Source organism: Enterobacter cloacae complex sp. ECL414, assembly GCF_021869685.1.
GTDB classification, from domain to species: domain Bacteria; phylum Pseudomonadota; class Gammaproteobacteria; order Enterobacterales; family Enterobacteriaceae; genus Enterobacter; species Enterobacter kobei.
Genome location: NZ_CP091481.1, coordinates 3,796,761 through 3,809,646, shown reverse-complemented (window position 1 = coordinate 3,809,646; position 12,886 = coordinate 3,796,761). Strand labels below are relative to the sequence as shown.

At 55.2% G+C, this 12,886-nt stretch carries 11 protein-coding genes; 7 read left to right on the top strand and 4 right to left on the bottom strand.

Annotated features, from left to right (window positions below; all coding sequences use genetic code 11):
- Positions 1-90 precede the first annotated feature (90 nt).
- From sdaB to queF, 4 genes are all read right to left on the bottom strand, one after another.
- A complete protein-coding gene (gene sdaB, locus L3068_RS18315; protein ID WP_014885062.1) occupies positions 91-1,458 on the bottom strand; it encodes an L-serine ammonia-lyase II in 1,368 nt (455 codons plus the stop codon).
- A gap of 65 nt (positions 1,459-1,523) precedes the next feature.
- Entirely contained in the window at positions 1,524-2,819 is a 1,296-nt protein-coding gene (locus tag L3068_RS18310) for an HAAAP family serine/threonine permease (RefSeq protein WP_014885061.1), read from the bottom strand.
- Positions 2,820-3,333: 514 nt separating this feature from the next.
- Positions 3,334-4,698 carry a nucleotide 5'-monophosphate nucleosidase PpnN gene (ppnN, locus tag L3068_RS18305; protein ID WP_014885060.1) on the bottom strand — a complete coding sequence of 455 codons (1,365 nt, stop codon included), beginning with the start codon at positions 4,696-4,698 and terminating at the stop codon, positions 3,334-3,336.
- Between the two features lie 115 nt (positions 4,699-4,813).
- Entirely contained in the window at positions 4,814-5,656 is an 843-nt protein-coding gene (gene queF / locus L3068_RS18300) for an NADPH-dependent 7-cyano-7-deazaguanine reductase QueF (protein WP_117581008.1), read from the bottom strand.
- 69 nt (positions 5,657-5,725) lie between these two features.
- On the opposite strand from queF, the gene syd reads away from it, so the two are divergent.
- From syd to gudD, 7 genes are all read left to right on the top strand, one after another.
- Positions 5,726-6,271 carry a SecY-interacting protein gene (syd, locus tag L3068_RS18295; protein ID WP_047343432.1) on the top strand — a complete coding sequence of 182 codons (546 nt, stop codon included), beginning with the start codon at positions 5,726-5,728 and terminating at the stop codon, positions 6,269-6,271.
- Between the two features lie 631 nt (positions 6,272-6,902).
- Positions 6,903-7,232: a YqcC family protein gene (locus tag L3068_RS18290; protein ID WP_023331206.1), complete on the top strand. Its 330-nt coding sequence runs from the start codon at positions 6,903-6,905 to the stop codon at positions 7,230-7,232.
- Positions 7,229-8,005, top strand: a complete 777-nt coding sequence (truC, locus tag L3068_RS18285; protein ID WP_014885056.1) for a tRNA pseudouridine(65) synthase TruC — start codon at positions 7,229-7,231, stop codon at positions 8,003-8,005. Before L3068_RS18290 ends, truC begins: the two co-directional genes overlap by 4 nt.
- A 23-nt stretch (positions 8,006-8,028) precedes the next feature.
- Entirely contained in the window at positions 8,029-8,478 is a 450-nt protein-coding gene (locus L3068_RS18280) for a flavodoxin (RefSeq protein WP_023337703.1), read from the top strand.
- A gap of 294 nt (positions 8,479-8,772) precedes the next feature.
- A complete protein-coding gene (locus tag L3068_RS18275; RefSeq protein ID WP_014885054.1) occupies positions 8,773-10,128 on the top strand; it encodes an MFS transporter in 1,356 nt (451 codons plus the stop codon).
- The gene (locus L3068_RS18270; protein ID WP_047343431.1) at positions 10,128-11,468 is read left to right on the top strand and encodes an enolase C-terminal domain-like protein; all 1,341 of its coding nucleotides are present in this window, start codon (positions 10,128-10,130) and stop codon (positions 11,466-11,468) included. Before L3068_RS18275 ends, L3068_RS18270 begins: the two co-directional genes overlap by 1 nt.
- Positions 11,469-11,483: 15 nt before the next feature.
- Positions 11,484-12,821: a glucarate dehydratase gene (gudD, locus tag L3068_RS18265; protein ID WP_117581006.1), complete on the top strand. Its 1,338-nt coding sequence runs from the start codon at positions 11,484-11,486 to the stop codon at positions 12,819-12,821.
- Positions 12,822-12,886 lie beyond the last annotated feature (65 nt).

The following is a 12,886-nucleotide window of genomic DNA, read 5'->3' as shown; positions in this document are numbered from 1 at the left end:
TGGGTAAAGGGTATCACTGTCAGCGGGTTGAAACGAATAGCGTGAGGGAAAACATGAAGAAGCCTCGCAAAACGAGGCTTCCTGAGAGGCTTAATCGCAGGTCACGATCTTCATCGCCAGGCCGCCGCGAGAGGTTTCGCGGTATTTGGCGTTCATATCTTTGCCGGTTTCGTACATGGTTTCGATAACTTTATCGAGACAGACGCGCGGTTCGCTGGTGCGGCGCAGGGCCATACGTGCCGCGTTCACCGCCTTCACGGAGGCGATCGCGTTACGCTCGATGCACGGTACCTGTACCTGCCCGGCAACCGGGTCACAGGTCAGACCCAGGTTATGCTCCATGCCGATTTCCGCCGCAATGCACACCTGAGCCGGGCTCGCGCCCAACAGTTCAGCCAGACCCGCCGCTGCCATGGAGCAGGCCACGCCGACTTCACCCTGGCAGCCCACTTCCGCACCGGAAATCGACGCGTTCATCTTATACAGAGAACCAATCGCGCTGGCGACCAGCAGGTAGCGCGCCAGAGAGTTGGCGTTGACCTCACGGATAAACTTGTCGTAGTACGCCAGCACGGCCGGAACGATACCGCATGCGCCGTTGGTCGGCGCGGTGACCACGCGGCCCCCTGCGGCGTTCTCTTCATTCACCGCCAGGGCAAACATGTTAATCCAGTCCACGACGGCCATGGGGTCGGTAGTCGTTTTGTCGGTGCTCACCAGCATACGGCGCAGCGCCGCCGCACGACGCGGTACGCGAAGCTTGCCAGGCAGAACGCCTTCGGTAGTGATCCCGCGCTCAATACCGCCGCGCATCACTTCCCAGACGCTGGTGAAGTGCTGTTCAAGTTCCTCTTTGCTATGAAGGGCCAGCTCGTTTTTCATCATCAGACCAGAGAGGGAAAGCCCCGTCTCCTGGCAGTGACGTTGAAGATCCGCCGCCGTTTTGTACGGATACGGCACTTCAACAGAAGAGGTACTGGTTTGACCAAAGTGGTCTTCGTCGACGATAAAACCGCCGCCGATAGAGTAATACGTCTGGCTGTAAACCGCTTTGTCGCCGGCTAACGCGGTAATGCGCATGCCGTTTTCGTGCAGCGACAGGTTGTCCGCATGGAAATTCATGCAATGGTCAACCGGGAATTCAACCTCATGCTCACCGTTCGCCAGCAGCAAACGACCGTGGGTGTTCACATCCTGGATGAAGCCAGGGATCGCATCAATATCAACGGTATCCGGCAGGTTCCCCGCCAGGCCCATGATAATGGCGATATCGGTATGGTGGCCTTTCCCGGTCAGAGAAAGGGAACCGTAAACATCGACAACCACGCGGGTAACGTCGTGCAAGATGCCGCGTGCAATCAAGTCGTCCGTGAACTGCTTACCGGCTTTCATTGGTCCGACGGTGTGAGAGCTGGAAGGACCAATACCGATTTTGAAGATATCGAATACGCTAATCATGATGCGTCCATTGCTTTCAGTCAGAGAGGGAGGAGTGCGCCGTCCGAAGACGGCGCGGGTGACAATCAGAACATGGTGTACAGGGAGTAGAAGATCGCAGAGATAGCGATAAGACCCATGATAACCACGAAGACATTACTCACATGGCCGCTGTACTTACGCATGGCTGGCACTTTCTGAATCGCATACATCGGCATCAGGAACAGAATCATCGCGATGACCGGGCCACCCAGCGTTTCAATCATACCCAGGATGCTTGGGTTCAGGGTCGCTACCGCCCAGGTGGTGAGCAGCATGAACAGCGCAGTGATTTTATTCAGCTTGCTGATTTCAATGCTCTTGCCTTTACCACGCAGAGATTTAATCACCATACCGTTGAAGCCTTCGCGTGCGCCCAGGTAGTGGCCCAGGAAGGATTTGGTGATGGCGATCATCGCGATGATCGGTGCCATCCACGCAATCAGCGGTGCGTTAAAGTGGTTCGCCAGGTAAGACAGAATAGAGATGTTCTGATCTTTCGCTGCCGCCAGGTCTGCCGGGGAGAGGCTCAGTACGCAGCTGAAGACGAAGAACATCACGGTCAGCACCATCATGATGTGAGCGCGAGCCAAGATGCTGGAGCACTTCTTCTCAGCGCCATTACCGTACTCTTCACGTTTCGCCACCGCGAAAGAGGAGATGATCGGGGAGTGGTTGAAGGAGAAGACCATGACCGGGATTGCCAGCCACAGGGTCATCAGCAGGCCGTTACCGGTTGCAGACGCGCTGCTCAGGGACAGCGTTTCCAGTGCGGCACCGTTCCACTGTGGGATCAGGTAGCAGGCCAGCAGCATCAGTGCAGCGACAAACGGGAATACCAGCACGCTCATGGCTTTCACAATCATCTGCTCACCGAAGCGCACGATGGTCATCATGCCGACAATCAGGATCAGAGACAGGATGGCACGCGGTGGTGGCGTCATGTGCAGCTGGTGCAACATGAAGCTTTCAACGGTGTTGGTGATGGCCACGCTGTAAACCAGCAGGATGGGATAAATCGCGAAGAAGTAGAGCAGGGTAATCAGTTTACCTGCACCCACGCCGAAGTGTTCTTCAACAACTTCGGTGATGTCTTCGCCCGGGTTTTTACCGGACAGCACGAAGCGAGTCAGACCGCGGTGTGCGAAGTAGGTCATCGGGAAGGCGATGATGGCCATGATGATCAGCGGAATCAGACCGCCGACGCCTGCGTTGATAGGAAGAAACAGTACACCAGCGCCGATTGCTGTACCGTAAAGGCCAAGCATCCACATGGTATCCGTTTTGCGCCAACCACTTCGGGATTCAATCGAAGCAACGGTGCTGGTTTGAGTGGTTTCCATCTATATCTCCTGGAGGAAGCAAATTGTCAGGTTTCTAGTCAAATCCGATGAAAAAGTGCCTGACGGTAATATGAAATTCGTTCAGTGACGGTTTTTTAATAATTTTCGCCCGTAACTATTGGCGGGCGGAAAGATACATTCTCGTTATGAATCTATCAGTGATCCTGATCCCAAATGCAATAATCCACTTATGAAGTGGGCATCTTTAGACCATTTATCTGTTAAAAAAACATCAAAGAGAATTTACGCGCGCGCAGGCTATCACCAACGACATGTAAGCTAAAAGGGCGGCCCGCGAGATAGGTGTCTTTTGCTGTAAAGAAATGGCTTTTTAGGATTTTCTGGCGGGTAATTTAGATTAAGGCTGATAATTTGCGGTTGCTAATGCGAGGTAATCGTTTGCGTTTGCGGCGAGTTTGTTAAAGACATAAGTGATATCTATGAATTGATTCGGTAATAAAAAAGCCGGGACGCACAGCAGGGCGTCCCGGCTTTAACGACAACAGACCAACCGTTACGTGCAGATTTCGTAGCACGGAATATAGGCTGAGCCCGGCAACTTCATACGGTGCTGGGCCACAAAGCCCTGAAGCATGTCATCCATGCGACGCATCATCTCCCGGTCACCGTGGATCTTGTACGGACCATACTGCTCAATCGCGCGAATGCCCATCTCTTTCACGTTCCCCGCGACAATCCCGGAGAAGGCGCGACGCAGATCGGCAGCCAGCACTTCCACCGGCTGGTCCGGGTAGAGTTTGAGGTTCGCCATATTTTCATGGGTAGGCTCAAACGGGATCTGTAGATCGGGCGCAATACGAATTGACCAGTTGAAGCTGTAAGCATCGCCGGTATCACGACGATTCTCTTTCACCAGCGGCATCGCTTTTTTCATCTGACGCGCCACTTCCGCCGCGTCATCGATGATGATGCGGTAGTGACGACGCGCGGTTTCTCCCAGCGTATGCACGATAAACTCGTCCAGCACGCGGAAGTAGTCTGCGCTCTCTTTTGGCCCGGTCAGGATCAGCGGCAGAACCTGATCTTTGTTGGCCGGGTTCATCAGAATACCCAGCAGATAGAGCAGCTCTTCCGCCGTGCCCACGCCGCCCGGGAAGATGATAATACCGTGCGCGATACGGACAAACGCCTCCAGGCGTTTCTCGATATCCGGCATGATAATCAGCTCGTTCACCAGTGGGTTAGGCGGCTCAGCGGCAATGATTGACGGCTCGGTCATGCCGATAAACCGACCCTCTTTGTAACGCTGCTGCGCATGACCCACCGCGGCACCTTTCATTGGCGCTTCCATTGCCCCAGGACCACAGCCGGTACAGATATTCAGCTCACGCAGGCCAAGCTGCGTTCCTACCCGGCGGGCATAGAGATATTCGGTTTCGTTAATCGAGTGACCGCCCCAGCAGACCACCATGTTCGGGGCTTCGCCAACGTGCAGGGCACGTGCGTTGCGCAGAATAGAGAATACCAGGTTGGTAATATGGACCGAGCTTTCCAGATCGAGATGCTGGAAACGGCCTGCGTTGTGGATCTGCCCGTTAACAAACAGGATGTCACGCAATACGGCAAACAGGTTGGCCTGAAGGGAACGAATGATACGCCCGTCAACAAAAGCCTCTTCTGGCGGGTTGATCACTTCCAGTTTCACGCCGCGCTCGCGGCGCAGCACGTTGATATCAAAGCTTTCGAAGCGGGACAGCAGTTCTTTACTGTTATCTGTCAGGCTTCCGGAGTTCAGTACGGCAAGTGAACAGTTACGAAACAATTGATACAAATCGCTGCTGGCCGTGCGTTTAAGCATGTCCACTTCCAGCTGCGACAACATATCCATTGAGCCAAGCGGGCTAATATGTGTAATCAAGTGAGCTCCTTATGGGACGATTATCGTCATTCCCTTTGATTACAATAGCCCTGGCGTGTGAGGTTTCACAACACTTCGGGCGGAATACCGCCCGCATATTGTGAAAAAATTTATATTATTGACGTACCAGGCGACCCGTCGCTGGCACAAAATCAGTGTTGGTGCGCCACGGGTTAATGTCCAGCCCACCACGTCGGGTATAGCGCGCGTAAACGCTCAACTTCTCTGGCTGGCAGAAACGCTGGATATCACTAAAAATACGCTCCACGCACTGCTCGTGGAATTCGTTGTGATGGCGGAACGACACCAGATAGCGCAGCAGCTTTTCGCGATCGATTTTCGGGCCGCGATACTGGATCTGTACCGAACCCCAGTCCGGCTGGTGGGTAATCAGACAGTTGGACTTCAGCAGATGGCTGACCAGCGTCTCTTCAACCACCTTGCCGCTCGCCGCGTTTTCGAGGTAATCGGCGCTGAATTCATAATTCTCCACCTCGATATCCTGATCGTCAATGCAGGTTCCGTTGAAGTGGGCGATCGGCTGCCCTTCCAGTTCGTGCAGGCGATATAGCGAAACGCTGACCTGACCCTGAGCACAGGCGGTTAAATCGCGTTCCAGCGTCTGCTGAACCTCATCCCAGTGATTAAATTTGGTCTGGTTGAAACTGTTGAGATAGAGCTTAAAGCTCTTGGATTCCACCAGATTCTGGCTGGCGTAATCCAGCTCAACGTGTCCGACCGCCACCTGCGGCAGGCCGCGCGCGTTGAGCCAGGAGATTTCATACAGCGTCCAGATATCGCCGCCCACGAACGGCAGCGCGTCAGCGTGCAATCCCAGAGGATCGCGGTTCAGGCTGCGCGGCACACCCTGCAGCAGGCTTGCATCGTAGGTATCGCGGTAATTGGTCGATTTACCCAGCGTTAAGCCGGTTAACGCCTGATGATTTTCGTAAGACATGTTTCATAGCCACTTTACAGGTACACTTATGGGCTGAGTTTATCCTGTCTTACAAGAAGAGAGAAATCGGTGGACATCGAAACTGCAAATGCCCTTACTACCTTCACGACCCGCTATTGCGATGCGTGGCATGAAAAGCATGGAACGTGGCCGCAAAGTGCTGAATTATATGGCGTACCGTCACCGTGCATTATCTCTTCTCAGGATGATTATGTTATCTGGCAGCCGAAGCCGAGTACCGCCGGGCAAAATGTAAATGCGGTTGAACGGGCTATGGACATTGTGGTACAACCAGCGGTTCACGCGTTTTACGTCACGCAATTTGCAGGGGATATGCCCGCTCGCTTGGGTGATTTGACGCTGACGCTGTTGCAGACCTGGAGCGAAGACGATCTGCAGCGTGTTCAGGAAAACCTGATTGGTCATCTGGTCACGCAAAAACGCCTTAAGCTTTCTCCGACGCTCTTTATTGCTACGCTCGACAGTGACCTGGATGTGATTTCCGTCTGTAACCTGTCTGGCGAAGTGATTAAAGAGACCATCGGCACCCGCAATCGCGAGACCCTCGCCCCTTCACTTGCGGATTTCCTTACCCGACTTGAGCCTCTTCTGTAATCCATAATGCTACAGCGCGTGTGAGAGATCTCTTACAAGGTTTGTGAGAGATCGCTGGAACATTCAGTATTACCTCATTTAATTAAGATTAATATCACGCTGTTTTTCAATGGATTAGCTGTTTATCGCAGCTTTTATAGGGCTTTCTTACGTCTTACAACGCTCCCCTGGTGGGTTGTAAGACGAAGCGGAATAGCGGATTCTATCTCTGTCGACAGGACGCCGACACGAGAAACGAACATCAGGATGATGGCGTTTCTTACTCAGGACACGTCAGGATGACGCTGCAGGAAGGCTTCAGGATGAAGCAAAGGGATAACGCAGGACGCGTAAGGGACACCTCCAGGAAGGAGAACGAGAGCCGAACAGGACGGTCGGTGGGTCAGGAAGGCCAGGACGTTTCAGGATGAAACAAGCACGTCAGGAAGATGTGTGAAGGATGCGAAAGGTAGACGGATGACCAGCCCTTCGGGCATCAGGAAAAGTTGTCACGGATGAGCAGGGAGCACGAATTGTAGCTGGAATGCTGCGGAACGAACCGGGAGCACTGTTTTTACAGTGCTCCCTTTTTTTATTTCTGCCTCCCGCAATGCTATGCTGCGCGCCGTTCACTTTTTCAGTTGAGGTTACCATGACGCAACACGATAGCATTCGTGCTCAGTTGCACGCCATCGAAGCCCTTTTGCGCCAACATCAGCTGTGGCAAGAGACCGCGCCGCAGCCGGAAGCGTTCGCCAGCACCCAGCCATTTTGTCTGGATACCCTGGCCCCGTTCGAGTGGCTCCAGTGGGTGTTAATTCCGCGCATGCACGCGCTGCTGGAAGGCGGTCATCCGCTGCCGCAGGCGTTTGCGGTGTCTCCCTATTATGAAATGGCCCTTGAGGCGACGCACCCTGCGCGCTCGGTCATGCTGGTTGAGCTGGAAAAACTGGATGCCCTGTTTGCCGGTGAAGATGCATGACGCTTGAGATCCTCTATCAGGACGAGTGGCTGGTGGCGGTGAATAAACCGTCTGGCTGGCTGGTGCACCGCAGCTGGCTGGATCGCGACGAGAAAGTGGTCGTGATGCAGACCGTACGCGACCAGATTGGTCAGCATGTTTTTACCGCCCATCGTCTCGACAGACCGACCTCCGGCGTGCTGCTGATGGGGCTTTCCAGCGAGGCGGGACGTCTGCTGTCTCAGCAGTTCGAACAGCACCAGATCCAGAAACGCTACCACGCGATCGTGCGCGGCTGGCTGACGGACGCCGCCACGCTCGACTATCCGCTGGTAGAGGAGCTGGATAAAATCGCCGATAAATTTGCCCGCGATGACAAAGGCCCGCAGCCTGCCGTGACGGATTATCGCGGCATGGCGACCACGGAAATGCCGGTGGCAACCAGCAAATTCCCCACTACGCGCTACAGCCTGGTTGAGCTTTTGCCCAAAACCGGGCGTAAACACCAGCTGCGACGCCATCTTGCGCACCTGCGCCACCCGATTATTGGCGACAGCAAGCACGGCGATCTGCGCCAGAATCGCAGCGCGGCCGAGCATTTTGGCTGTAACCGACTGATGTTACACGCCAGCGAGCTTAGCCTGACCCACCCGTTTACCGGCGAACCGCTGAATATCCGTGCAGGGCTGGACGATGTCTGGATGCAGGCGCTGTCACAGTTTGGCTGGCTGGGGCAACTCCCCGAAAATGAAAGGGTTGAGTTTGTATCTGTCAACGTTCAGGATGAACAGTAAACGCATTCATAGGGAAAAATATCATGGCTGAAGTAGGCATTTTTGTCGGCACTATGTACGGCAACTCACTGCTGGTAGCGGAAGAGGCTGAGGCGATTCTGGCAAGCCAGGGCCATAAAGCCACGGTCTATGAAGACCCGGAACTGGCAGACTGGGAAAAGTACAAAGATAAATACATTCTGGTGGTGACGTCCACTACCGGGCAGGGCGATCTGCCGGACAGCATCGTGCCACTTTTCCAGGGCATTAAAGACCAGCTTGGCTATCAGCCGGACGTTCACTACGGCATCATTGCCCTGGGCGATAGCTCTTACGCAAACTTCTGCGGCGGCGGCAAGCAGTTTGATGCGCTCCTGCAGGAACAGAGCGCCCAGCGCGTCGGCGAGATGCTGCTGATTGATGCCGGTGAGCATCCTGAACCGGAAAGCGAATCGAACCCGTGGGTCGAGCAGTGGGCTACGCTCCTGAAATAGTTTTCCAGGCCGGGTCAGGCGAAGCCGCCACCCGGCAATACACCCCGCACCAAACCTCAATTCCGTGAACCACCTTCCACTTGCCTGGGCTTATGCCATAAACAACCGCTCGCACACCCTTTAATACTGTGTTTTTGCACGGTGAGAGAACGTGTTACTCCTTCATATACTTTTCCGGTCACTTATAAAACGGCTTCAGGCCGTACCAAAACGACAAAACACATCTCATTCTGATTACCCTACCGGTGCTGTACAGAATGAACCAGGCGAAAGCTATGTTTCAGGAGTGCAACAATGAGTACATTAAGCCACGCAGCGAGCAGCGCTGAGAAGCGCACGAATGCCCGCTACTGGATAGTGGTGATGCTGTTTATCGTCACATCCTTTAACTATGGTGACCGCGCCACGCTGTCGATTGCCGGCTCTGAAATGGCAAAAGATATCGGCCTTGATCCGGTGGGCATGGGTTACGTTTTCTCCGCATTCTCATGGGCCTACGTCATCGGGCAAATTCCAGGCGGCTGGCTTCTGGACCGTTTTGGCTCTAAACGTGTCTATTTCTGGTCCATCTTTATCTGGTCTGCATTTACCCTTTTGCAGGGCTTTGTCGATGTTTTCAACGGTTTTGGCATTATCGTCGCGCTCTTTACGCTGCGCTTCCTCGTAGGTCTGGCAGAAGCGCCTTCCTTCCCGGGCAACAGTCGTATTGTCGCGGCCTGGTTCCCGGCGCAGGAGAGGGGAACGGCGGTGGCGATTTTTAACTCCGCCCAATATTTCGCCACGGTGATCTTCGCACCCATTATGGGCTGGCTGACGCACGAAGTGGGCTGGTCGCACGTCTTCTTCTTTATGGGCGGGCTAGGGATCATCATTAGCTTCGTCTGGCTGAAAGTGATCCACGAACCGAATCAGCATCCGGGCGTAAACAAGAAAGAGCTGGAGTACATTGCGGAAGGTGGTGCGCTGATCAACATGGATCAGAAGTCCGGGAAAGTAAAAGTCCCGTTCAGCCAGAAATGGGCGCAGATCAAACAGCTTGTCGGTACGCGGATGATGATCGGCATCTATCTGGGCCAGTACTGTATCAACGCTCTAACCTACTTTTTCATTACCTGGTTCCCGGTGTACCTGGTGCAGGCGCGAGGGATGTCGATCCTGAAAGCGGGATTTGTTGCTTCGATCCCGGCGATCTGCGGCTTTATCGGTGGCGTGCTCGGCGGGGTGATATCCGACTGGCTGATGCGCCGCACCGGATCGCTGAACATCGCGCGTAAAACGCCGATTGTGCTCGGCATGCTGCTCTCCATGACTATGGTGTTCTGCAACTACGTCAGCGCCGAGTGGATGGTTATCGGCTTTATGGCGATGGCCTTCTTCGGCAAAGGCATTGGCGCGCTGGGCTGGGCGGTGATGGCGGATACCGCGCCAAAAGAGATCAGCGGCCTGAGCGGCGGTCTTTTCAACATGTTCGGCAACATTTCCGGGATTGTTACGCCAATCGCGATTGGCTACATCGTTGGTACGACGGGGTCATTCAACGGTGCACTGATCTACGTCGGCGTGCATGCGCTGGTGGCAGTCCTGAGTTACCTGGTGCTGGTGGGGGATATCAAACGTATTGAACTCAAACCCGTAGTGGAGCGTGGCTGATGACAACGCAATCAAGCCCCATCGTGACTGAAATGAACGTTATTCCCGTGGCCGGGCAGGACAGCATGCTGCTCAATATTGGCGGCGCGCACAATGCGTGGTTTACCCGCAATATCGTGGTGTTGACTGATAGCGCAGGAAATACTGGCGTGGGTGAGGCACCTGGTGGGGAGGTGATCTACCAGACCCTGGTCGATGCAATTCCGCAGGTGGTGGGCCAGGAGGTTGCCCGCCTGAACAAGGTGGTTCAACGGGTGCATAAGGGCAACCAGTCGGCAGATTTTGATACCTTCGGTAAAGGAGCCTGGACGTTTGAGCTGCGCGTCAACGCGGTGGCCGCGCTGGAGGCCGCCCTGCTTGATTTACTGGGTAAGGCGCTGAATGTCCCGGTCTGCGAGCTGCTGGGGCCGGGCAAACAGCGTGATGCGGTCACCGTGCTGGGCTATCTGTTCTACGTGGGTGATCGCACGAAAACCGATCTCCCCTATCTGGCGCAATCACCGGGTAACCACGACTGGTATCAGCTGCGCCACCAGCAAGCCCTTACCCGCGACGCGGTGGTCCGCCTGGCCGAGGCGGCTCAGGATCGCTACGGCTTCAAAGATTTCAAGCTCAAGGGTGGCGTGCTGCCCGGTGAGCAGGAGATTGAAACCGCCCGGGCGTTGAAAAAACGTTTCCCGGAGGCGCGTATCACCGTTGACCCTAACGGCGCCTGGCTGCTGGAGGAAGCCATCAGCCTGTGCAAAGGTCTGGGAGACGTGCTGACCTACGCAGAAGACCCGTGTGGCGCGGAGCAGGGCTTCTCTGGCCGTGAAGTCATGGCCGAATTCCGCCGTGCCACCGGCTTACCGGTCGCCACCAATATGATTGCCACTAACTGGCGCGAAATGGGGCATGCGGTGATGCTGAACGCTGTCGATATTCCGCTGGCGGACCCGCACTTCTGGACGCTCTCCGGCGCGGTGCGTGTGGCGCAGCTGTGCGATGACTGGGGACTGACCTGGGGCTGCCACTCCAACAATCACTTCGACATTTCGCTGGCGATGTTCACCCACGTTGGCGCCGCGGCACCGGGAAATCCGACCGCTATCGACACCCACTGGATTTGGCAGGAAGGCGAAGCCCGCCTGACGAAAAATCCGCTGGAAATCAAAAATGGCAAGATTGCCGTTCCCGATTCGCCGGGCCTGGGCGTGGAACTTGACTGGGACCGTGTCCACAAAGCCCATGAGGCGTATAAAAAGCTACCGGGCGGTGCGCGTAATGACGCAGGCCCGATGCAATACCTTATTCCCGGCTGGACATTTGACCGTAAGCGCCCTGTTTTTGGACGTCACTGATAAAAGGATTACACGATGAGTACTTTTACGACCCCTGTCGTCACTTCCATGCAAATCATTCCGGTCGCGGGTCATGACAGCATGCTGATGAACCTGAGCGGGGCACATGCACCGTTCTTTACCCGCAATATTGTCATTATCAAAGACAATGCCGGCCATACCGGTGTGGGTGAAATTCCGGGCGGGGAGAATATCCGTAAAACGCTGGAGGATGCCATTCCGCTGGTGGTGGACAAAACGCTGGGTGAGTACAAAAATGTCCTCAACACCGTGCGCAACACCTTTGCCGACCGCGATGCGGGTGGCAGGGGGCTGCAAACCTTCGATCTGCGAACCACCATCCACGTGGTGACCGGGATTGAAGCCGCAATGCTGGATTTGCTGGGCCAGCACCTGGGCGTTAACGTCGCCTCGCTGCTGGGGGAGGGGCAGCAGCGTTCAGAAGTAGAAATGCTTGGCTATCTGTTCTTTGTCGGCAATCGCACACTGACGCCGCTGCCGTACCAAAGCCAGACGAAGGAAGCATGCGACTGGTACCGGCTGCGCCATGAAGAGGCGATGACCCCGGATGCGGTGGTGAGGCTGGCGGAAGCGGCATACGAAAAATATGGCTTCAATGATTTCAAACTGAAAGGCGGCGTGCTGGCGGGTGAAGAAGAGGCAGAGGCCATTTCCGCGCTGGCAAAACGTTTCCCACAGGCGCGCGTGACGCTTGATCCAAACGGTGCATGGTCGCTTGATGAAGCGATCAAAATAGGTAAACAGCTCAAAGGTGTGCTGGCGTATGCCGAGGATCCCTGCGGGGCCGAGCAAGGTTTCTCGGGCCGCGAAGTGATGGCGGAATTCCGTCGCGCCACGGGGCTGCCGACCGCGACCAATATGATTGCCACCGACTGGCGTCAGATGGGGCATACCCTGTCATTACAATCCGTCGATATTCCGCTGGCTGACCCGCACTTCTGGACGATGCAGGGCTCGGTCCGCGTGGCGCAGATGTGCCATGAGTTTGGCCTGACCTGGGGATCGCATTCTAATAACCACTTCGACGTGTCGCTGGCAATGTTCACCCACGTTGCCGCCGCCGCACCGGGCACCATTACCGCTATCGATACCCACTGGATCTGGCAGGAGGGGAATCAGCGTCTGACCAAAGCGCCGTTTGAGATAAAAGGTGGCATGGTGCAGGTGCCTTCAACGCCGGGATTGGGCATTGAGCTCGATATGGACCAGGTGATGAAAGCGCACGAGCTTTATCAGAAACACGGTCTGGGCGCGCGGGACGACGCGATGGCGATGCAGTATCTGATCCCCGACTGGACATTCGACAATAAACGTCCGTGCATGGTACGATAAACGCACTGGGACCGCTCCCATTGGCGGTTCTTTACGTGGTGTATGCTTAACGTAACGACTATGCG